General features: G+C 54.8%; 19 protein-coding genes and 4 pseudogenes. 13 read left to right on the top strand and 10 right to left on the bottom strand.

Translation table 11 applies throughout. The features are described from left to right. The first annotated feature begins 26 nt into the window (after positions 1–26). The 10 genes from CKW29_RS10335 to CKW29_RS10380 all read left to right on the top strand — a co-directional run bounded on the left by CKW29_RS10335 (position 27) and on the right by CKW29_RS10380 (position 11,128). Positions 27–1,346 carry an integrase arm-type DNA-binding domain-containing protein gene (locus CKW29_RS10335; RefSeq protein ID WP_095148379.1) on the top strand — a complete coding sequence of 440 codons (1,320 nt, stop codon included), beginning with the start codon at positions 27–29 and terminating at the stop codon, positions 1,344–1,346. Next, a complete protein-coding gene (locus CKW29_RS10340; protein WP_095148380.1) occupies positions 1,337–1,996 on the top strand; it encodes a hypothetical protein in 660 nt (219 codons plus the stop codon). The genes CKW29_RS10335 and CKW29_RS10340 overlap by 10 nt, the downstream gene beginning before the upstream one ends. A gap of 77 nt (positions 1,997–2,073) precedes the next feature. Next, positions 2,074–2,295, top strand: a complete 222-nt coding sequence (locus CKW29_RS26015; RefSeq protein ID WP_063321337.1) for an AlpA family transcriptional regulator — start codon at positions 2,074–2,076, stop codon at positions 2,293–2,295. Positions 2,296–2,417: 122 nt separating this feature from the next. Next, entirely contained in the window at positions 2,418–4,883 is a 2,466-nt protein-coding gene (locus CKW29_RS10350) for a toprim domain-containing protein (protein ID WP_256584853.1), read from the top strand. Further along, a complete protein-coding gene (locus tag CKW29_RS10355) occupies positions 4,883–5,173 on the top strand; it encodes a hypothetical protein (RefSeq protein WP_095148381.1) in 291 nt (96 codons plus the stop codon). The genes CKW29_RS10350 and CKW29_RS10355 overlap by 1 nt, the downstream gene beginning before the upstream one ends. 254 nt (positions 5,174–5,427) lie before the next feature. Next, positions 5,428–5,775 (top strand): HNH endonuclease, encoded by a 348-nt coding sequence (locus CKW29_RS10360; RefSeq protein WP_095148382.1) that lies wholly within the window; start codon positions 5,428–5,430, stop codon positions 5,773–5,775. 410 nt (positions 5,776–6,185) lie between these two features. Continuing rightward, complete coding sequence (locus tag CKW29_RS10365; RefSeq protein ID WP_256584854.1) at positions 6,186–7,241, top strand: SIR2 family protein; 1,056 nt, start codon at positions 6,186–6,188, stop codon at positions 7,239–7,241. A gap of 9 nt (positions 7,242–7,250) precedes the next feature. Next, entirely contained in the window at positions 7,251–8,984 is a 1,734-nt protein-coding gene (locus CKW29_RS10370; protein WP_095148383.1) for an ATP-binding protein, read from the top strand. A gap of 278 nt (positions 8,985–9,262) precedes the next feature. Next, a complete protein-coding gene (locus tag CKW29_RS10375; protein ID WP_143496851.1) occupies positions 9,263–9,898 on the top strand; it encodes a hypothetical protein in 636 nt (211 codons plus the stop codon). A 243-nt stretch (positions 9,899–10,141) separates the two neighbouring features. After that, positions 10,142–11,128 (top strand): hypothetical protein, encoded by a 987-nt coding sequence (locus CKW29_RS10380; RefSeq protein ID WP_095148385.1) that lies wholly within the window; start codon positions 10,142–10,144, stop codon positions 11,126–11,128. A 407-nt stretch (positions 11,129–11,535) separates the two neighbouring features. Here the strand turns inward: CKW29_RS10380 and CKW29_RS10385 are convergent, their stop codons facing one another. The 7 genes and pseudogenes from CKW29_RS10385 to CKW29_RS10420 form a co-directional block, all read right to left on the bottom strand. Further along, entirely contained in the window at positions 11,536–13,572 is a 2,037-nt protein-coding gene (locus CKW29_RS10385; RefSeq protein ID WP_256584855.1) for an SEC-C metal-binding domain-containing protein, read from the bottom strand. 622 nt (positions 13,573–14,194) lie between these two features. After that, positions 14,195–14,698 carry a hypothetical protein gene (locus CKW29_RS10390; protein WP_095148387.1) on the bottom strand — a complete coding sequence of 168 codons (504 nt, stop codon included), beginning with the start codon at positions 14,696–14,698 and terminating at the stop codon, positions 14,195–14,197. A 27-nt stretch (positions 14,699–14,725) separates the two neighbouring features. Beyond that, entirely contained in the window at positions 14,726–15,007 is a 282-nt protein-coding gene (locus tag CKW29_RS10395; protein WP_095148388.1) for a hypothetical protein, read from the bottom strand. A 61-nt stretch (positions 15,008–15,068) separates the two neighbouring features. Next, entirely contained in the window at positions 15,069–15,809 is a 741-nt protein-coding gene (locus CKW29_RS10400) for a hypothetical protein (protein ID WP_143496854.1), read from the bottom strand. After that, positions 15,751–16,092 carry a hypothetical protein gene (locus CKW29_RS10405; protein WP_218192183.1) on the bottom strand — a complete coding sequence of 114 codons (342 nt, stop codon included), beginning with the start codon at positions 16,090–16,092 and terminating at the stop codon, positions 15,751–15,753. The genes CKW29_RS10400 and CKW29_RS10405 overlap by 59 nt, the downstream gene beginning before the upstream one ends. Beyond that, positions 16,089–16,631: a hypothetical protein gene (locus CKW29_RS10410; protein WP_095148390.1), complete on the bottom strand. Its 543-nt coding sequence runs from the start codon at positions 16,629–16,631 to the stop codon at positions 16,089–16,091. The genes CKW29_RS10405 and CKW29_RS10410 overlap by 4 nt, the downstream gene beginning before the upstream one ends. 1,428 nt (positions 16,632–18,059) lie before the next feature. Then, positions 18,060–18,291, bottom strand: a pseudogene (locus CKW29_RS10420) (tyrosine-type recombinase/integrase); the annotation flags it as partial. 595 nt (positions 18,292–18,886) lie between these two features. Here CKW29_RS10420 and CKW29_RS10425 point away from each other — a divergent pair. Then, positions 18,887–19,599 (top strand): annotated as a pseudogene (locus CKW29_RS10425) (DNA adenine methylase). Between the two features lie 153 nt (positions 19,600–19,752). Here CKW29_RS10425 and CKW29_RS10430 read toward each other — a convergent pair. Beyond that, a pseudogene (locus CKW29_RS10430) lies at positions 19,753–20,001 on the bottom strand (transposase); the annotation flags it as partial. 172 nt (positions 20,002–20,173) lie between these two features. Between CKW29_RS10430 and CKW29_RS10435 the strand changes: the two are divergent. Together CKW29_RS10435 and CKW29_RS10440 are read left to right on the top strand one after the other, a co-directional pair. Further along, on the top strand, positions 20,174–20,524 hold the full coding sequence (locus CKW29_RS10435; RefSeq protein ID WP_095148392.1) for a hypothetical protein: 351 nt from the start codon (positions 20,174–20,176) through the stop codon (positions 20,522–20,524). Positions 20,525–20,760: 236 nt separating this feature from the next. After that, the gene (locus CKW29_RS10440; RefSeq protein ID WP_095148393.1) at positions 20,761–21,048 is read left to right on the top strand and encodes a hypothetical protein; all 288 of its coding nucleotides are present in this window, start codon (positions 20,761–20,763) and stop codon (positions 21,046–21,048) included. A 72-nt stretch (positions 21,049–21,120) separates the two neighbouring features. Here the strand turns inward: CKW29_RS10440 and CKW29_RS26020 are convergent, their stop codons facing one another. After that, positions 21,121–21,255, bottom strand: coding sequence for a hypothetical protein (locus tag CKW29_RS26020; protein WP_256584856.1), 135 nt, complete (start codon positions 21,253–21,255; stop codon positions 21,121–21,123). Positions 21,256–21,328: 73 nt separating this feature from the next. Further along, positions 21,329–21,468: pseudogene (locus CKW29_RS26025) on the bottom strand (integrase); the annotation flags it as partial. Between the last annotated feature and the right edge of the window lie 523 nt (positions 21,469–21,991).

Genomic DNA, 21,991 nt, shown 5'->3' on the forward strand with positions numbered 1-21,991 from the left:
TCGGTTCGATATCGAGGCGTATACCTATGGCGCGCACCGTAACCCCTCTTACTGACCCCAAATGCGAGGCCGCCAAGCCCCGCGCAAAGGACTACACCCTGTTCGACGGGCAAGGGCTTTTTTTGCTTGTAAGGGCTACCGGCACCAAGGTCTGGCGCTTCAAGTATAAAAAGCCAAGCGGTAAGCCTGGTCTGGCCACGTTCGGCAACTACCCGGCTCTCACTCTGAAAGCCGCCCGCGCGCGTCGAGCCGATGCACTCGAGTTGCTGGCGCATGGCCAAGACCCCATCGAGAGCGCTAAGCAAGCAAAGATCGATGCGGCCAATGAGGCGGGGAACACCTTTGAGGCGTTGGCTCTGGAATGGCACGCCAGCATGGCCGGCAAATGGTCGAAGGATCACGCGGTCAGGGTGCTGAAAGAGATTGAGGTTGATCTTTTCCCCATGCTGGGCAAACGCCCCGTATCCGACCTGAAAACCCGCGACCTGCTGGCCTGTCTGAAGGCGGTAGAGAAGCGCGGCGCGCTTGATGTGGTTGGGCGACTGCGCCAGCGCATCGCCGGAATCATGCGAATCGCCGTTCAGCGCAACTTCATCGAGTACAACCCGGCGCTTGATCTGGTCGGGGCGACCGCTACCCGCAAGACCAAGCACCGCCCGGCCTTGCCCTTTGAGCGGTTGCCGGAGTTGTTGCAACGCATCGAGGCCGACACCGGGCGCCCACTAACCCAACTTGCCGTAAGCCTTACTCTGCTGTTGTTCATTCGCTCTAGTGAGCTGCGCTTTGCCCGCTGGTCTGAGTTCGACTTTGCCCGGAGCATGTGGACGATTCCCGGCGAACGGGCACCAATCGAGGGCGTCAAGAGCTCGCACCGAGGGGCCAAAATGGGGACGCCGCACCTTGTCCCTCTGTCACGCCAGACGCTTGAAGTGCTAGAGCAGATACGCCGGCTTAGCGGGCGTTTTGATCTGGTGTTGCCGGGCGATCACTACCACTGGCGGCCAATGTCGGAGAACACCGTAAACAAGTCACTGCGCCGCATGGGGTACGACACCAAGATAGAGGTTTGCGGGCACGGTTTCCGCACTATGGCCTGTTCCGCGTTGGTCGAGTCCGGCCTGTGGTCGCGTGACGCGGTTGAACGGCAAATGAGCCACCAAGAGCGCAACGGCGTGCGCGCGGCCTACATCCACAAGGCTGAGCACTTGGAAGAGCGCCGACGGATGATGACGTGGTGGGCTGACTACCTGGACGCCAACCGGGAAAAGCACATCACGCCTTATGATTTTGCACACCGGAACACCGAAGTGGTGAGCGTGGAGAGGGGGCTACAAGCATGGCAATAATAAGGGGCAAGCGATCAAAGGCACTTCCAGTATTCGACAATCAACTCGAGTGGGGTACAGGTGATTTGGTCGATGAAAGCCTGTCTGATGCTGCGCAGGCAATTATCGCTGACATGGCCGAACATCACGACGGCGATCTTCAGGAATGGTTAAAGCAAAGGCTTGGGTCCTACAGAGCGGTCACCCGCGAAACGGAAAAAGGACCCGCGCGCCACGAAGAAATTCGCGAAATACAGCAGGCGCACCTGAGTCTTCGTGAAGCGCTACAGCGGCTAAGCAATTTCTCTCCTTTCGTCGAGGGTCTCATCAACGAGGCCAGCTGGCGTAGCCATGGGTGCTTTTTCAGCGGTGGCTTGCTTTCTGACCTTGAGGCGAAGGCCACCATGGTGTCCGATGTGTTGGATATTACCGAGCAGAAGTTGGAGGCCGCTCCAACTATTCGTGGCGTGAAGCCGAAGTTTCAGCGAGATGCTTTGCTGGCTGATACCGCAGACAAGCTACGGCAGTCATCCATAGCGAAGATGACCAAACGCAGAGCTGCAGAACTCGCCCGAGAGCTTCTCGTTGCCGCAGGAGTCGAGGTGCCAGAGGACATTGTCGTATATGAAAAATTGATCCGACGTGCAAAAAGGGTGGAAAAAAGCCTCTAACTAATCTCTTTTGAGCACTGCGACAGCAATCGGGGGTTCAACAAAAATGGCTCCGTACCCGATACGGAGGCACTCAAATGCAGCCAGCAACAATTCCCCCGAAAGCTCTCATCCGTCAGCCAGCGCTCTGTCTATGGCTGGACCTGTCCCGCTCTGGCCTAGACAAGCTCCGCAAGAAAGACCCGACATTCCCGAAGCCGATTAAGGCCAACGAAAGCCGTCAAGCCGCGGCTTATTACGTCTTGGCTGAGGTGGAGGCTTGGTTACGGACCAAGATTGAAGCGAGGGACGCAGTATGAGCCATTCATCAACGCTTACAGCTTCCTGGAAGTTTCGCGTAATGGCCGCCCTGCACGTTGATTCCTTCCCGTCTCCTTCTAACTGGTCCTGGCGCAAAGCCAAGCAGCGCGGGGTGTAACCCATGAAAAGTCAAAACAGCGCCCATGCGCCGACGGGATCGGCTTGGCTGAAATCCATGATTGGGCCAGTAGCCCGGTACCTTCTTGGCGAGCCAAATACTGCAATGAGCAAGCCAACCGAGCTTCGGTTCGGAGCGCATGGCTCGTTATCCGTTGATCTGGAAAAGGGGGTATGGCACTCGCACGAAGACGGGTGCGGTGGCGGCGTACTGGAATTGATTGCTTGGATAACCGGCATCGAAAGTCGGGCCAAGCAAATGGGCTGGCTTGAGCAGCACGGCTTAAAAGAAAAGCAGCCGGCGCCATGTCCTGATGTCCTACCGGCCAGCCGTCGCATGTCGGCTTGTTATGACTACACCGACGAAGACGGCAACGTTCTGTTTCAAGTTGTCCGCTACGAGCCAAAGGACTTTCGCCAGCGCAGCCCGGACGGCAAAGGCGGCTGGGTGTGGTCGGTGAAGGGCGTGCGTCAGGTTCCCTTCCATCTGCCTCAATTGCTGGGCGCACCGTGGGATACGCCAGTGTTTGTCGTGGAAGGCGAGAAGGACGTACTGCGCTTGGAATCGCTGGGACTGGTCGCAACCTGCAACGCCGGCGGCGCTGGCAAGTGGCCTGATGCGCTCAACGAATTCTTCGCGCGCCGCCGCGTAGTGATTCTGGCTGATAACGATGAACCGGGACATAAGCACGCCGCCAAGGTTTGTCGGGCTCTGAGTCTGGCAGAGGCCGGAGTTCGCGTGCTCTGCCTTCCAGGGCTGCTGCCGAAGGGCGACGTATCCGACTGGCTGGACGCGGGCGGCACCGTCGAGCAACTCCTGCAAATGGTGGACGCTCCCGACAATCACCAGTTCGAAGGCGACGATCAGCAGCCAGTCCAGGAACACTTCGAGCCCGGTGTTGATGCTGACGAAAAACAGAGCCAAGCTTCTCTGCTGGTCAAGTTCGTGGAGCAACGCTTCGAGCTGTTCCACGATCAAAACAAGGACGTCTTCGCCAAGGATCGCACGACGGGCGAAGTGCGTAATCTAGCCGCTCGCCAGTTCCGAGATGCACTGGTCGCCGGCTTTTACTCCGACAGCGGAAAGGCGCCCCGAGATCAATCGGTCCGGGAGGCGCTGGGCACCCTGGCCGGCCTCGGCCGATTCCATGGAGACTGTCAGGAGGTACACCTGCGCACTGCCGGTGCCGCTGGTGATTACTTTCTCGACCTGGCTGTACCAGGCAGTAGTCGAGCGGTTCGCATCCGGCCGGGTAAGTGGGAGATCGCCGAGTCACCCGAGGCCATGTTCGTTCGACCTGAATCCATGCAGCCGATTCCGGCTCCCGCTCCGGGTGGATCGATCGAGCAACTTTGGCACGTGGCGAACATCCCGCGCGGCTCCTGTCTGCTGGCCCTGGCTTGGCTGATCGAATGCCTGCGTCCTGATACGCCTTATCCAGTGCTAGAGCTGCTGGGCGAGCAGGGGAGTGCAAAGAGCACGACACAAACAGCACTGCGCCAGCTCATTGATCCGAACTCCTGCCCATTGCGCAGTGCACCGAAGTCGTCGGAAGACCTATTCGTTTCTGCTGGTGTGTGTGCGGTAGTGAGCCTGGAGAACGTCTCGCACTTGCCCGCAGCAACTCAGGATGCCATGTGCGTATTGGCAACCGGAGGCGGCTTTGCCAAGCGCAAGCTGTACTCGGATGCCGACGAAAGTGTTATCAGCGTGAAGCGTCCCGTCGTGCTGAATGGCATATCTGCGGCAGTCACGGCGCAAGATCTGGTGGACAGAACGATCACCATCGAGACGCCAGTTATCAGCGAGCGGTTGGAAGTGACAGACCTTTGGCGGGAGTACGAAGCCGAGCGTCCATGTTTGCTGGGGGCGCTGCTGGATATATTCGCCAAGGCGCTGGAGTTGTTGCCGCAGATGCAAATCCCCGCCGACGATCGTCCGCGGCTGGTTGAGTTTGCTCGCCTCGGTATGGCTGTCGCCGCCGCAGCAGGTCATGAGCCCGAGGACTTCCTGCGCGAGTTCAAAGCCAGTCGGCAGGAAAGTCTGGCTCGCACCATTGACGCTAGCCCGGTAGCTGCCGCCGTAGTGGAACTGGTCGAGGCGCGTCCGCACGGCGTGACCGCCCCGGCAAAGGATATTCTGCGTACCCTGGAACAGTACCGTCCAACCGGCTGCGATTCGTGGCCCCGTTCCGCTAAGGGGCTAGGGGACGCCCTGCGACGTGCTGCTCCCGCTCTTCGGCAGATAGGCATCGAGTGCAAGTCTCTGGGTAAATCTGGGGGGGCGGTGAAATGGGGTATCGGGAGAAAGTTATCGAAGCAATGTCCTGCAAGTCCTGATGTCCTGCCAGACGATCACCCCGAGCAGGACATTGGGACTTGCAGGACTTCGAGTCGGCAACTATCCCCCGACAACACCGGTACTTCGCCGGACATGGTCTTCGATGAATCCGACGCGGAGGCCTTCTGATGAAAGTTATCGACTATCTCCGTGATCGCGGGTTCGGTGCCAAGGTGGTGGGTACCCGCTTAATCGTCTGGCCATCCAGCAGGCTGACACAGGAGGAGCGCCGCTATATCAAGTTGCACCGTTTGGAGCTGATGGTCGAAGTTGCGGCCAACGATGGTGAAGCCCGCAGCAGTCACTGGTCGGTGCTCGTGACAGGGTACAGCCCCATCACAATGATCGGCGAGCCGATGACTCATGTCGAAGCCTTGGTTGAAGCCCGAACGCGATGGCCTAACGCGAAGGTCGAGTAACTCGGAGCCCGGATAACTACCGGGCTTTATTCTTTACGCAGTTGATTGGTGATGATTTCGCTTGCATGGGTGTCCGGGAATAATTGACCAGTTCAGGTTGCCTCCAGACTACTTGATCACTGCTTTTGTTTTGGCGTAGATTTGCTCTTGTCGTTCCCTTGAAGGGGCGATGTTGGGCCGGATCGAGTGACTCGACTGGTACCGTTTCTTGCCTTTAGGCGCAGCGGACTTCCTTATTCATAAAGGAGGCCGCCATGGCCCATAAATCTGTTATCAAAAATCGTTTTGCTGCGTTCGATCGCCAAGGTGGCCGCTGCTATTACTGCGGCTTCCAGATGTGGCGCGATACTCCTGAGGCCTTCGCCCACCGCTATGGCCTTTCCCTTCGGCAAGCTAGGCACTTCCAGTGCACAGCCGAGCATCTAGTCGCCAGGCAGGATGGCGGAGGAGATACCCAGTCCAATATTGCTGCCGCCTGTCAGCGGTGCAATCAGCGCCGTCATAAGCGCAAGGGCGCGCCTGAGCCGCAGGAGTACAAGGCTCTAGTGGAGAAGCGGCTGAGCAAAGGTGGCTGGCACCCGCTCCCAGCAGGTACCCATTAGTTCTGATCACCAAGGTGGTCTTGGCGGCTCTGGAACGCGTCTATCGGGAGCCGATCATCCGACCCAAATCTGATGGTGGTGACAGACAGAAATCGGCCAGAAGCTGCCCTTCCACCCGAGCGCCACCGCCCAGCCACACACCATAGCCGCTCCCGCCAGGCTACGCTGGCACCTGGGTAGGCTGAATATCTCCAGTATGGTCGAGAATCAGCGCAGCCTGCGGCAGCGGCCACGGTGCGGAGGCTGACTAGCCGCTTGGGTCAGTTGTCGCCAGTCGTGATAGACGCAGTCGACCGACTCTGTAGAAAACAATGGTTTTTCCAGAAAGCGTGATGCTGAGCTTGGCCTTCAACAGAGAACCCACTTACCACTGTTAAGTGGCGTTTCGCCTCGAAGCTTGATAGGTTGCTATGGGTAGTTTCCAGGATCGCCACAACATCAAGGATAGAATTTTGCCAGGCCTGAATTTTGAAAAACAAGCGCAGGACTACTACAACAAGGCTCCCCTTATCATCCTGGGCAGCGGTGCGTCAGCTGCCCATGGTATGTCTGGCATGTGGGCGCTTGCGAAGCACCTAGTCGCAAATACCGACATTTCAGGATTATCCGCTGGCGAGATAGAAGCCTGGGAGAAATTCTGCCAGGTCTTAGATGCTGGCGTTGATCTGGAGTCGGCGCTGCACCAGGTAGCTGTGACAGACGAGCTAACTTCCAGAATTATCAAATCAACCTGGTCGCTCATCAACGCTGAAGACATTCACATTTTCAACGAAAGCCTTCAGAATCAGGCGATGTTCCCGCTGAGCCGACTGCTGAGCCACATGTTCAAAAGCAGCCTCACCAAATTAAACATCGTTACTACGAATTACGACAGGCTTGCAGAATATGCCTGTGATCAGGAACGGATTCACCATTACACGGGCTTCACGCACGGGTTTTTTCGGCAACTGGCCGCGCCGAATGAGATAAATTCTGCCCGCAGAGTCAATATCTGGAAAGTGCACGGCTCGCTGGATTGGTTTAAATCGCCACTCGAAGACATTGTGGCACTTTCAAATATTCAAGGGATACCTGTCAACTACAAGCCGGAAATCGTGACTCCGGGCACTCAGAAATATCAAACGACGCATTTAGAGCCATACCGCTCAATCATCAACAATGCTGACCAAGCCATTACTGCGGCGAACTCTTACCTATGCATTGGCTACGGCTTCAATGACGAGCATATTCAGCCGAAACTCATGGCCAGATGTCAGCGTCAGAATACCCCGATCACGATTATTACCTATGCGCTTTCAGATGCGGCAAGGAAGCTAATTACTGACGGCAAGGCGCAGAATTACTTGGCAATTGAGCGGGGAGCAACAGACGACCAGTCTATCGTCTACTCCTCTTTGGATAAGGCTCCAGTGACCGTTGAAAAAAACATCTGGAGTCTTGAGGGTTACCTGTCACTCATCATGTAGGAAGAAGAGATGCCGATATTTAATTTTAGGGATGAAGACGCGCTTGGAAAGGTTGCTTCCGTTGACACGACAAACGTTATCGTGGACGTGGAAAATGTCGACCAACTCAAAAGATTGCAAGTCAACCATCTGGCCGTGCTCCAAAGCAGCAGGCCTGGACAGCATCTCATCGGTCTCATCACCCAGGTGACCCGCAAGCGTGGCATCGAGGACATTGCCAATGATGGCATCAGCGAGCAGACCTCAGAACTGAACCTGTGCAAAATCGCCCTGATTGGCACGATGCTGGATCGTGACGGAGAAAGAGAAAATGTCTTTCGCCGTACTCTGGAAAGCGTTCCAGAAATCGACGCGAATTGCTTTTCGCTTGAGGGCGAAAACCTTACCAACTTTATGCGTACGCTCTCCAGTGTTTCAGCCGAAGGCAATGCCCTGACGCTTGGCAAATACACACTGGACGAACATGCCATTGCCTATCTCAACGGTAACAAGTTTTTCCAGCGCCACGCCTTCATCGGCGGAAGCACCGGGTCAGGTAAGTCCTGGACAACAGCCAAAATTATTGAGCAGATGGCTGGGCTCTCTACGGCTAACGCGATTGTTTTTGATCTTCACGGTGAATACTCGCCATTGGTAGGCCAAGGCATCCAGCACTTCAAGGTGGCCGGTCCCGCAGATGTTGAGGCTAAACGCACCATTGATGAGGGTGTGCTTTACCTGCCTTACTGGCTGCTTTCGTATGAAGCACTCGTGGCAATGTTTGTTGACCGGAGCGACCAGAATGCGCCCAACCAGGCCATGATCATGTCCCGCGAGATCAACCAGGCCAAAAGAAAGTATCTGGAGGATGGCGACCAGAAGGAAATTCTAAAGCACTTCACCGTAGATAGCCCGGTTCCATTCGATCTGGATGTTCTGATGAGCAGACTGAACGAGATCAACGTGGAGATGGTTCCGGGGGCATCGGCGGGTAAAGAAAAGCAGGGTGATTTTTTTGGAAAGCTCGCCCGGATGATTTCACGGCTTGAGAATAAAATCTCCGATAGGCGCCTTGGCTTTATGTTCAATGGTGGTGGAGACGTTCTGGATTTTACCTGGCTTGAAAAGTTCACCACTGCCGTGCTCGGAAGCTCTGGAGAAAATGGCAAAGCTGGTATCAAGATCATCAACTTTTCCGAGGTTCCATCAGACGTTCTCCCGCTGATCGTTTCCCTTGTCGCGCGTGTCACATTCTCTGTCCAACAGTGGACGCCATCCGAGCTGCGCCATCCTATTGCGCTTCTCTGTGATGAAGCGCACCTCTACATGCCCCAACGAAACATGGCGGAATCAGCTGACGATATCTCCCTGGATATTTTCGAGCGCATCGCCAAGGAAGGCCGTAAGTACGGTGTCAGCCTTGTCGTGATAAGCCAGCGTCCGTCCGAAGTAAATAAGACGATGCTCAGCCAATGCAGCAACTTCGTATCCATGCGGCTGACCAACGCCGAGGATCAGGGCGTTATCAAGAGACTTCTTCCCGATAGCCTCGGTGGATTCAGCGACATCCTGCCGACACTCGATACAGGCGAGGCCTTGGTTGTTGGCGATGCGAGCTTGCTGCCAAGCAGAATCAGGATCGATGAGCCAATAAACAAACCGAATAGCGGCACGGTAAATTTCTGGGATGAATGGCAAAAACCGGTTAAAGACAAGCGTCTTTCGATTGCGGTGGATAACTGGCGTAAGCAAAACATCCAGTAAATTCTGTAAGAGTCACAAGCTTGAGCCTTTAAATGGAGTGGCTGCATAGTAAATCCGTTTGAAAGCTCAAGGAGGTAATCGTTCTCCGTCCACCATCCGTCGGATGTTTGCCAATAATGTTTATCTTGAGTTGGCCATGCGAGGTATTGATGCTTTCCAAGAGAAATAAATCTAATAAATCAATGCAGCCGCGCCGCTAAAGCGGGCGGCTGATTTCCAACGCCATGAGAGCCCGGTTAGTGTTTATAGATTCCGATCGTGATTTTATGACGAAAAACATGAAAATAGCTGTTGAATCGATTGAATCGAAGCTGAACGAACCGTTTTTTTTCGAATTCAAAGAAATTGCGATTACCGCAATATCAAAATACATCGAAGCAATTAAGGAGTTCGAGGCATCAGGGCTGCGCCGAGACCTTACATGCTTCAAAGGCAATCAGGCCGAAGAGTCTATAAATTCGCACTTTTGCGGGATTGCTGACGAGATAGTAAATAGTGAGGCACTTCAGGTGCTCGACGCCTTGCGGTATTCATTTGTGTGTTATGCATACAATGGTTTGCATCAACTTTATACGCGTCAAGAAAATGAATGTTGGCACCCCAAAATAGTGCTCACAGAAATTTTGGAGCCAAATGACATTGATTCATTACCTCAGGTTTTGACCCTATATCGAGGTTGCGACATTAGCGAGCTTGAAAACCTTTCCTTTGGGCAAGCGTGGTCTACGTCGTTAGAGTCCGCCAAAAAATTTGCGTACACAAACTATTTAGGCCAGGACTGGTTTGATGAAAATAGCAGGATCGTATTGGAAACGAGATACCCAAGAGATCATGTTTTATTTTCGAATCAATCAATAGAGTATGAGGTGGTGGTTGATGTCGACAAGTTGGATAGCGTGCGCAAACACGCATAACAACTCACTGCAGGCGCGACGGCCTGAGCTCGAACATTAGTGTCTGTTTTTGGCCGGTCGGTGCCTGTCGCGAAGGGCTGCGTGCGACCCAATGCTGCCGGTCAGCATCAGCAGATGCAGAAAGCAATCTCAAGAAATAAATCTACCACTTTCTGATTTGGTAAAATGCCTCCTTACCGTGCTCAATTTTAAACTAGCCAACGCGCTGTAGAAGCCAACAGCTCCAAATGGATTTTGAATCAGATGAAAAGAAAAAATATTACAGAGTATGCTTTTGGCTACATGAATAGTTATACCTCGATGATGACAGCCTACCAGCTCATGTCCGGCTGGAGGCTTATCAACGATCAAGACGAGCTTGACAAATGCCATATCTATATAATTGCTACCCGGCCTAATTCATATTTCATTGCTGATAGCTTGAAGCATGATGGAGAACTGTTATCAGGCCAGATTGGCTACAAAGTTTCTGGCGTAGAACACCGTGTTGATTTCAAAGACTTTCCATTTGAACTGTCGGATGGTGCAATTGAAATTCGGTGCGACTACCCGTTCCGTGAACTGTGGACATATAATTCCGCAGGAGAGCAGTCCCATTACCTTCCAGCCACACACTTTGCGTCGATATTGGGCGCTTACAACTCTGACGGTGTGCTGAACCGCTTCGAGGTGCTGTATGTGGGGCAGGCTATCGGCCAAGGCAATCGTTCGGCTCAGCAGCGTCTGACAAGCCATTCGACTTTTCAGAAGATTCTGGCACTCTCAGCGCACGACACCCCTGACAATGAGGTCGTTGTGTTCATGTTTCAGTTCGATCATGAGCAGGTGTTCACGTCGATGGATGGTCGAGCTAGCGGTGCTATAGCTGATGATTCGAACGAAAAGCGCCTGATGGGTGCTATTAGAAATCCGCCTGATAAAAAGCAAAAGATAGCGATGGTTGAGGCTGGGTTAATTCGCTATTTTCAACCGTTCTACAACGAGATATTTAAGATCAAATTCCCCTCCACTAAGCATAAGACGCTGCTGTCTTGTAAAACTCTGGACGTATCTGCACTAGTCGTCGAGCTTGATACCTCTGACCTCGGCTTTACTATGTGGTCCCCAACCGTAAAAGCTAGCGATCACCACATAGCTCGTTATGACCTTGTGAACTTAGAGAACCGCATGTCTTTTTTCAATCTGACGGGTATGACTGAATTTCCCGGCGTGATCAAAACTGAGAAATGACCAACCGCACACAGCGAGAGATGATAAGAGTTTGTTCCTAGAGTGGCTTCAGGGGCCTGACTGAAGCAGGGGACTCTACGGAGTGATGCTGATCCGGAATTGACCTACCTGCCGGAAAATCGCTGCTTCATGCTACTGAACGTAGAAGCATGTGCTGTCACCACTCCTGTATCAAGAGCCTAGATAAGTCAAAGCGCAGCAAGCGGGTCGATTTTTCTTCAGCGGACACAAGGTAACCACCAGCAGCTTCAGGTAGGAACGAGCCTTTCATGAAGGGCAGCTCTTGGCTGTCATTTGACAACGATTGCTCAATCCGCACGGTGTCGAGGCCAATTGAAACAACAGGCCGTCGAGCTGCGAGGATGAGGTGTCTCGGCTCGTCTAGGTTCAAGCAGCATCAAATAGCGTTACGGCATGCAACACTTTTTGTATTTTTTACCGCTTCGGCAGGGGCAAGGGTCGTCGCGTCCCACTTTCTGGCCATGGGTTTGGCGAATGAGGGACGACAACGATGATATTGGCGCCGGGGCCTGGGCATCCCTAGTCAGCTCGTTCATCTGCTCAGATTCGGCCCATGGGAAATTAAGAGTCACGCCGAACTGAATGTCGCAATCCCCACCGACAGCCAAGCCGAACCAGGTATCTGATCGCAGGATGTACTTACGCTTGTGGCAATGGAACTGCAGCCGGCGCATGGCTGCCGCCGAGGGCATTGCATTAGAGTGGAAGCAAATCCCGGCGCTTCCTTGCTCGGCACTGATTGTAAAATCGTGCCCCTGCCCATCCTCTCGCGTCATGCGAGTAATGGCCTCAAGCCCCCGATGGACATTAAAAGCGGCGTCCTCGTTCATGGCCAAAAGCTGAAATCCGAGTTCGAGCGTTGCTGGATTGGCCTCGGCTTCAATCTGGGAAATCACCTGCTCATACCGTGTACCAGCCAATCTGGTCAGTATGCCTTTGGGAGTGCGCTGGCCCGGATGCCCCTCCCGCCGGACAGTCATGGCGGTGTCGAGGTCGATCGAATATGAGTCATCAATCATCACGTAATTGAATTCGTCATCGAGCCACATATTTTGTTTCAAGTGAAACCCTAAAGCCGTCAGCTCGTGACTGAGATTCACCTTACCCGCCGCAGCAATTCGAAGGCGGATGTAGCTAAGGAACCTAAGCGGTGACGTGAGCATCTCTGCGATGGCGTCCAAGAGGAAGACATCCATCACGAAGGGCGCTTTGATAACCTCGGTCGTCTGATACGACAGGTATTGGCTGGACTGGAAGGCCAATGCCGGGTAGTGCTCGGAAACGATGCTGAAGAGGTAAATTTCTTTCACGGGATGAGGCAGCTTTACTTCCCGGCCTTGGTTGTCCTCCAACCGATACCCACCCCCAACGATAACGCTCGCACACTCCCATCCTTGCTCGTACGACAGCTGAATCGCCGCTGCGAAGTCTGACTTGAGTTGACCGTCATTGCCTTTCCGGGCCTCAAGGGTCAGCTTTTTCGACTTCGCCTGAACAATGATCAACCGATCGCCGAAAACGACCAGCACGTCGGCCTCACCAGCAATGTCCTTGCCTTTAAACAAATTTACGTTGGTGTGGACATTGCCCTCACCAAAGACTGCGGCAAGCCTCCCAGTTGCGAACTGCTCCGCAAATGCGCCGCGGTTTGCCATGGCTTTCGGGCGGTACGGCTTGTCGGCCCACATCCAGAAAAATGGCGACTCGTAGAGAGCCTCGTAGATGGCGTAATGCTGGAAGAGCAACACAGTACCGCGACCGGTCGGCAGTAGCGGCGTGGCCGCGACGGCATTGAAATCGCCAATGGTCTGAAATTGCGGATTGTCACCGGTCAGCGTCAATGCGCGGAATACGGCCTCGACAATGGCTACATCCAGTCCGCTTAAGTCCGCGACAAGCTTCGCCGAATACTCAAATGCTGCGAGCAATATGTGAGGATCAACCTCTGGCGTATTGGAGCCGGCGAAAGCGGCGCATGACCTCTCGTCCATAAGGTCGCACATGGTGCGTGCAACCAGCTGTGCCTGGCCGATGGAAAAGCCCATTTTTTCAACGAGCCAGTGGTCATCTGCACCGTACTTTGCGGGAAGAAGATCACGGTACTGGAAACTGTAGGCGGACTCGGTCCCATAAAAAATCGGCTCTCGCATGGACATGCCGTCCCAGGTTGCTCCCGTGTTGCTCGCGTTCATGGCCTGATCTTTCAGGGCTGACATCATCGGGCGGGAAAGAGCGTGGTGTAGCTCCAACATGAGTGTATCGGTGCGTGCTACCAATTCGCCCAGGACCTCTACAGTGGGCACGCTCATGTCCAGATCCTGGCGGACCATCAACCCGAGCAGAGTTGTGATTTCAGTCCTTAATAAGCGGTCATTGCTAAAAAGCGGAGCCATGTCATCCGGATTCAACTCGTCGTTGTACATGACTACGTTGTCCCGATGACATATGAAAGCAATCGCATGGACATAGCCGGGTGAGGCTGTCAGCTCAACAAGATCAGCAAGAACCTCAGTTTCGGATCGACCTGTTGGTGTCGGCATGCGGCATTACTCCGAGGGATACATCAGTCAAAGATGCGCAAGTATCTAGGACTACTGTGAATCTAGCGTAGGTGCCTAGGATAAAGGGGACGGATTTATTTTCTCTACTCAAAACGTCCGCTCTTGGCCGATAGCTACCCGTCGTGAGGGGCTGCAACCGACCCAACGCATTCAGTTAGGGCCGACTGAAATCGGCCAAGCGCTGTTATCTCGTGGTATCGAAATGTCGAGCCTTGCTCTAGGTGATCAGATAGCAAACAGTCCGGTGCCGGAGTTTGGATAAATGACGAATGCGGCAGACCGCACTAAGTGGACTGCCGCACTCGACTAACGCGTTACGATTTTTTCGGAGGATGGTTACCGCGGCCATCACCTGACTTTTTGCCGGTCGTGCTCGGTAGATTGGGGACTACCGGGCGTGGGGCGGGAGAGGGACGGCTTGGGGCTTGTGGTTTCTTGCTCATCTTGAGTTTCTCCAGAGTTTGGTTGGCTATGAATTGCCCGCTTACTTGCAGGCACCTTCGACTCGGCAGGCGCAAGTGGTGGGGACGTGACATGCGTGGTCCTTGCAGCGCATGGCCTGTGTCTCGCAGCCGCCACCGGGGTAGGCGCCGAAGTGTTGCTCGTACAGCGCCACCGTGTGAGCGAAGGCGCTTTTCAGTTCCTGGTAGTCGTCCTGACCGTAGATGCCGAAGTAGGGGTAGTGGTCGATGAAACGGCCGAACACCTGGAGGCAGTTTTCGCGATAGGCACGGGTGTCCAGGATGTGTGCATGCCAGATAGCATCGACCGGCTTGCTCGGCACCAACGCGACAGTCGGATACAGGCACTTGAGTGTCAGGAAACGGCGATATTCCAGCTCCGACGCGTCCCATTGTGCTGCGCTCATTTCGGCCTCGGATGACGCGGTGTACTTGTGCTTGAGGCGCTGGAAGTCCAGTTGGCTGACCTGCATTTCCAGACCGTTGGCGGCGAGCAGCGGTTGTTTCAGGGCAATAATTGCAGTCATGAGTGTGTCTCCAGTGAATTAAAGGAATCAGGGCTTGAGAGCCCGCCTTCGCTTCAGTTCACGCTCGAAACACTGGCGACTGACCAAGCTATACGGCGAGTAGCCGTACACGCTGGTCATGTAGAGCAGGCGCCAGGCGCAGCCGAGCTTGAAACGCACCAGTCCGTTGCGGCAGCGCACGCGCTTGCCGCCGAGAGCAGTGAAGGGAATGCCGGCCTGCAGGGCCTGATCGATTTCGATGGCCTTGCACTGATGGCATGGACTTACCTGATGTGGGCAGTTCGCGAGGATGTGTTCGATGGTGTTCATGCTTGGCTCCTGTGTGGTGACGGAGCCAGTATTTATTTGTTGATTCCACTACCAAGACCTTTCATCGCCAGGCGTCGAGCAGGTCGTCGAAGGCCCTTGCCTCCTCATAGGCGGTCAGGATCATCTGCCGATATTGCAGCAGCAGCGTGTTCTCGGTTTGCAGGGTTGCTGCCATGGTGTGCGCCTGCTCCAGTTCACCGTTGAGGTAATGCACCATCATGCTGTCGCCCATCGACAGCGCGGCCGTTTGGCAGGCCATGGCCTTGAGCAGATTGCCGCCGTAGTCGCTCAGGCCCATCTGCGGCAGCGCGTTGTCGAAAGGGTTTGGCAAACGCCCCAGCTTGAGGTCGGCCGTCGATTTGAGCATACCGAGCAGGTCCACAAGTTGCTTGTTGATCAGCCCCAGGCTGGCCACCGACTGCCGCTCCAGCAGCAGGCTTGCGGCCCAATCGGCGTGCTCTCGGCGTAGCGCCGGATGAGTGAACAGGCGGATCACCGTCTTGGGTTCGCCGAAGATGCCATGCAACACAATAGCATTGTGCAGGCCGTCCAACTCACTGCGCGGTAGTGACCAGCGCTTGCGTCCGCCTTCCGTGAAGCTGATATCTTCCTCGTTTAGCTGGAGCACCCCGGCCTGGCTCATCGCCTTGACCAGCGTATTCACCGCGTTGCGTAGGGCCGGGTGGCGGGCGAGCGGGATGCCAAACAGGCGCTCCACTGCCTGTGGCAGGGTCAGCCCTTGTTCAATAGCCACAAGCTGTTGCCAGTAAGTGGTCGACATTCTGTGCACCGGGCTGTTCATGTGCGCCCTGAGCGATGGTGTTGGCCTGCTCGCGCCAGTCACGGGTTTTGCACTGGTAGTTGCGTTGGTACTCGTCGAGCACGCCGCGGCAATAGCCGGCACGCATGGCTTCGGAAAGCGAGGTTGTTTGCGCGGCGGCAAAGCGCAGCTGGTCGTGCTTGGCGTAGATATTCACCAGCTCGGTACAGCTCTCGATCAGCCGGGCCGGATCGGTGCTGGCCAGGCTTAGTTGAATGGGCAGGCTCAGCAGCGTTAGGGTCAGCAGGGACGTGTGGGTTTTCAAGGGCTGACCGCCTTGTCTGGGGTCGGGGAAGTGCTGGGCACCTGGCGGGCGTTCTCCATCACCGGTCGGGGCTGTTCGGCAATACGTGGTTGCTTCGGTGCGCCTAGGTACAGGGCCAGTAATGCGAAGGCAAGACTCAGTATTTCTTCCTCTTTGTTGGCTAGGTTCAGCGAGTCAAGTGCCTTTGCGGACCCCGTAAACTCCAGGTTTGCCCAGACGATCATCCCTACGGCGAGCAGAATGCCCTGCGCCGTCAGCCAGCGCCCCAGGCCACGCCAGAAGCCATAATCGAAGTGTCGCGCGTAGTGGCAATGGCGCCAGGTCAGCGCTAGCGCCAGTAGCAAAAAGGCCCATTCATGCAGGGCCATATCGGCCAACCCTTCGCCATACTCGAAAATCAGAGCGAAGTAGTCGGCTATGGCGATTAGCCCCAGCAGCCAGAGCCCCAGGTGCTTCAGCCCTTCGAGCAGGCCACAGGCAAAGCGTGCCAAGCCAGTATCGACCCGGGTGAACAGGGAGAGTTTTGGGTTATCCCGCATGGAACATCCTTGTCGATTAATGGAGATCAGGCATGGTCTGCTCGACCATGGCATTGACTAGGTGCTGATGCATCTGACGAGTCTGCCTGAAGCGAGCCTTGAGTTGGTCTCAGAGTGGCATCCTCTAAAATTTGAACTACTCCGAAAAGCATCGGGCTGCGCACCAGTGAATACCGGCATCAATCTGCAAAGCGTGCTGGTCAAGTCCGATGCAACGGCGGATGCACACGCTAGATAATCTAGTACTCAAGCGGTCGGTCTGCCACCCCGCTGTACTTCTGGAGGTCCACATCTTCGGTCAGATCAAAGCAATCTAACTATTGGTCTTTGGCGTGGCAGTGGTTAAAGCGCTAGCTAGTGTTTGTATATCTCTTCTCTTCTCTTCTCTTCTCTTCTCTTCTCTAGTCCGCTTTTTGTCCATATCGGGTGCGGACAGATTGCGGACGTTTCGTTTATGGTTTGATCCATTGTCCGGCACTTGGCCCGTAGCCCGCTATTGTCCTACAAGCAAGGCAGGGCAAGGGTTCCGGTGGTTTCGATTAGTCAACCAACTTCGATCATGGCGCGCCCAGAAAACTGATCAGATTGTCGACCATCTCGACGCTGTAGCCTTCTAGATTTCCGTCAACCAAAAGCGTATTGAAAAGACACTAAACGGAATGTAGTCAGCCAACCGTCGGAAGTCGGTCCGCATGCAATTCGGACAAAATGCGGACAACCTTCCGGTATCGAACTCTTCGCTATGAAAAGCAGTGGACCACTACGACCGGATCGAACACTACTTACAGTGAGCTCCTGTAGGCATACGACGTTAGCCCTCGATAGAGACATGTGCAGAGCCTTCTGATCAGTCACTTCAGTGCGAGCTGCGCTGCTATTCGCCTCCAAGCGTCAGACGGACTGGAAGCGGGTGAGCGGCCTGCTGCTTGATAAAGTCATTAGGGAGAGGGGGGGGCAAAAGTCTGGAGCGCTCACCCCATGGACCGTTCTCTGCCCGTTTCAATCATTAATTCGTAGTTTTTTAGGAAGTCGCCGTCTTGGGCGAATTTGGGGGGGAAGCTGCGTCAAAAGTATTAGCGTTCGCAGTATCGGCGCCCCCATGCCCAAACTATTTTTCCATCTCTTCCATCCCAAAACGGGGGAGAGTAATGATGATCACAAGCTTCACTTGGCGACGGCAATACGGGGGGAGGGTGTCGGCAGGATAGGCGACCGGCTGGAGGCGGAGAAGATGAGGGTACTTCCCGTTTTAGGTATACGTTTAGGTATACATACTGAGATTAATAATAGATAAATCCAGTAAAATAGCGGTCTGTAGACGGTGTGTTCGACCCCGGCTTCGGCACCATATAAATCAAGGGTTTGCGAGCGAAAGCTAAGCAAGCCCTTGTTCGTTTCTGGTCCGCAATTATTGGATTGGTCCGCAATTCACTTGGTTGGCGAGACTTTTTCCCCCTTCCGGTTGCGGATGTACTGCTCGGTCATTACGACGGTCGTATGCCCAAGTTGATCCCGGGCCTGCAAAATGTCGCCGCTTGATTCGGCCTTGTCCGTGCCGGTTTTAGCGCGCAGGTCGCGCATCTGAAAGTCGGCATTTTGGAATGCCAGCGGCTTCCCGTGCATCATCAAACCTCTTTCGCAGTATGCTCTTCGTCATAGGCTAGCCGGTGAGCGACCGCAGTACGCATAAGGGGGTCAGCACCTAGTACCAGGATCCGGTCAGCGGGGAGCTGTTTGTCTCGCATCTGGACAACCCTGATGTGTCAGAGGGCATGCGGCCAGTGCATACCGACCGCCATCTCTACTCGGACAGGGCCGCCGCCGATGAAGCCGCGAAGGCGCGTTTAGCGGCGTTCAACCGTTCCACCGCCTCGTTGCGCCTCGACCTACCCGGACGTACCGACGGATTTGCCGAAATAATGATCGAGGCGCGGGGCTTCAAGCGCGGGCTTGGTGGTGAGTACCTGGTGGAGTCGGTGGATCACACCTTCACCCAGTCGGGGCGGACGGTGTCGGTTGAGTGCAACGGCGGCAAGGAAGGTAAGGCCAGGCGTCAGGGAAGCCGCAGAAAGTCGTGCTCGAAGTGGCAAAATAACCCCGAAGTAAAAGGAGCGATCAGTCTGGATGCGTCAACATCCGGCCTGGCCGCCGTCCCCGCAGATTGTCCCTGCAAGTCCAGCCAAGGTTCCTGCTCCGTGCATAAAGCGGAGCGAGCCTGGCGCCTGTTTGCTTATACAGTCAAGGTCTTGCCATCCATGTCTTCACCCATCATCCCTTGGATGGGCGGCAAACGCCGCCTGGCCGATCGCCTTGTTCCGCTGTTTCCCCCTCACGAATGCTACGTCGAAGTCTTTGCCGGAGGCGCCGCGCTGTACTTTATGTGGCCCCCGGGCCGCGCCCGTGGAAGTGCTCAACGACATCAACGGCGACCTGGTGACGCTGTACCGCGTGGTGCAGAACCACCTCGAAGAGTTCGTGCGCCAATTCAAGTGGGCGCTCAGCTCACACCAAGTGTTCGAGTGGCAGAAGATGACCCGCCCCGAAACCCTCACTGACATCCAGCGCGCCGCCCGCTTTTTCTACCGGCAGCACCATGCCTTCGCCGGCAAGGTCTCCGGGCAGACCTTCGGTAACCGCCACCACCACCCCGTCGATCAACCTGCTGCGCATCGAGGAAAATCTCTCGGCCGCCTGGCAGCGTCTGTCCGGCACCTACATCGAGAATCTGCCCTGGCTCGACTGCGCCGAACGCTACGACCGGATGGCCGACTTCATGCGCCGCTGCAAGGGCAGGGTGATGGTCAGCATCAACGACCACCCGGACATTCGCCGGGTGTTTGAGGGCTTTCATTTTGAGACGCTGGATATTCGCTACACCACGACCAACCAGTGGCAGGGCAAGGCCGAAGTCAGTGGCGAGCTGGTGATCATGAACTGGGAGCCAGCAGCGTTGGGAGGGCTGTTTTGAAGTGAGCGTTTTCGATCGGTTGAATCCATAACCGAGAGCTGCCTATCGGGCCAATTTATATTGGACATCGGTGCTGAGGGGCTGTCGATGTCCATTTCTCTGAATCATGTGGCGGGAGGAGCGATGGAACTGGCTGCGCGGCGATCTACTTAGGGAAACTCCGATCAACTCACCTTTCACATAACCAAACTGGCGCTTGATCACCCGAAACGGATGTTCGACCTTGGCCCGCGTCTGGGCTTTGCAGTACTCGATTTTGCGCTTGGCCTTGTAGAGCCGGCTGCGTTTATTCAGTCGTGAATAAGTGCTACGTCGCGCCGCGATCTGCCAGATCACTTCACGAGTTTTGTGCTCATCACGCTTCTCGACGCCGGTGTAACCGGCGTCTGCATAGACCGCGTTAGCTATCAGTCGAGATAGTCATATTGACTATTTATTTGTCATTATGACCTTTGGCGCATTAAGTCATAATGACTACGTGTTCACTTAAGTGTTTGATATTAATCAATAAATTTTTTGGCCCGTTTTGTGAATTGAATAGCGAACTTAACGCCAACCCCAAAGGGACAATGTCATGACTCGTTCAATCGCGCTCAGTTTTACCCTGTGTACACTGCTGTCTCCGCTATGCCAGGCAGACCAGATAATCCGTGAAGTCCCCGACACAACCGCTGGCAAGGGTTTCGGCGCCTTGACCGGAATGATGGTTGGCGCGGCAGGCGGCCCGATTGGTGCATTAGTCGGCGCAACTGGCGGTTTTTTCGCCGGCAGTGCGGTGCAAGCAGGCATTGGCAAGTCTGAAACCGCTTATGAAGTGAAAAACGCGCAAGGCGAGATTAGTACGGTGCGCTCACCCAATGCGAGTTTTGAAGTCGGGCAGCACGTCACGCGTAAAGGTGCGCGACTGGTGGCATCTGAGGAGTAAGAAGCTGAAACAGTTTCATGTGACTAATAGAACTGCTTTTTAGGCCCGCTTGCGAGTCTTTTTTTAAGTCGTTTTTTGAAATGTATTATTAACGAATTCGATGATCGATCAGCTTTTTAATAGATTCCCACCACTCTAGGAAGCGCGCAGCGCTGCGCGGCTGGCCTTGATCGGGAGGTCTTCATGGCAAGCGCTTTGCTAGACTGAGTCTTATAAGCGACACGGAGAAAGTGACCATGCCTGAACAGAACGAGTCCGAGAGGAACCTGCAGGTAATTCGCCATTCGGCACTGTTTCGCTGGGCACAGGCCATTCAGTGGTTCGGCATTGCCATGTTCCTGCTCGCCATCGGCCTGGCGCTGTTCACCGATATCCGCAGCGAGGTCCGCGGCATCACGCTCATTGCAGTGCTCGGCATGCTCGGTTTGTTGTCGCTGGTACCGGCACGCTTCATCCTTACCGTGTATCTGATGAGTCCCTCGCGCAGGCGCGATGGTAAATCTCCGCCTAGCGACAAGCATTAGATTACGTCGAACCAGCCATCGAACACGTGCCGCTCTCCCTGGCCCGCCCGCGTAAACGGTAGTGCAGTCTTTTCACACCGTCATTGCAATGATTGTGGCAGCCGCCAACAAGCGCGCCGCAAACGCGTCCTCGCCGAGATTGAACAGGCGGCTGGGCATAGCAGTCGATAAGTCATGGGTAGTCACATATATATCAAGGGCTTGCATGAGGTTTCTCATGCAAGTCCTTAGTGCTTTTTTCAGCAATCAAAAAATCTTTTCCGCAATTCGCTACCGTCAGTCACTTCGTAGGGGGCACCTTCATGCCCTTTCGCATTCGGATGTACTGCTCTGTCATTCCGACGGTTGTATGACCCAGCTGATCCCGAGCTTCTAGAATGCTACCTGTTGACTCCTCTTGTCTGTAGCCGCTTTCGCCTGTGGATTCAGCCGGTCGATGTAACAGATTGGCTAAATCGTTCAGCGGGCGTTTCGTAGTTTAGTGTTTTCCGAGGGCGGCTATTTAGCTGTCTGGCCACTTCATTGAGCGTGGCCCGCCGTAATCGTAAACTCCAGAAACGACAAAGCCCTGAATAATCGCCTGCGCAATTAAATCCGGAATGACATGGGCCCCCTCTACGGATACGAGAAAAGCGCGACGTTGGGCTAATCGCCGCCACAAGTCGCTCGGACAGTGGGACAAACAACCCTGTGCGCAATTTGTGCACGGGGGACAGACCACGTTTTTCGCACTAAAGAAATCGTGGTCTGTGTGCGCCAGTACAAACTGGCAAGAGGTAGTCGGTGCAAGTCCGATACAAGAACGAAGTGGCGAATCATCTTGGCCCCCGAGTCATGCGTTGGTCATCGTGAGGCGGGCAGCGAAGCGTTGACAAGTGCAACTGCAGGCCAGCCATTGAGCCGCGAAATCATAAGTCCCGGGATGCCGTATACAGATGAGCGG

The sequence above is a fragment of the Pseudomonas sp. Irchel s3a18 genome (assembly GCF_900187535.1).
Taxonomy (GTDB): Bacteria; Pseudomonadota; Gammaproteobacteria; order Pseudomonadales; family Pseudomonadaceae; genus Aquipseudomonas.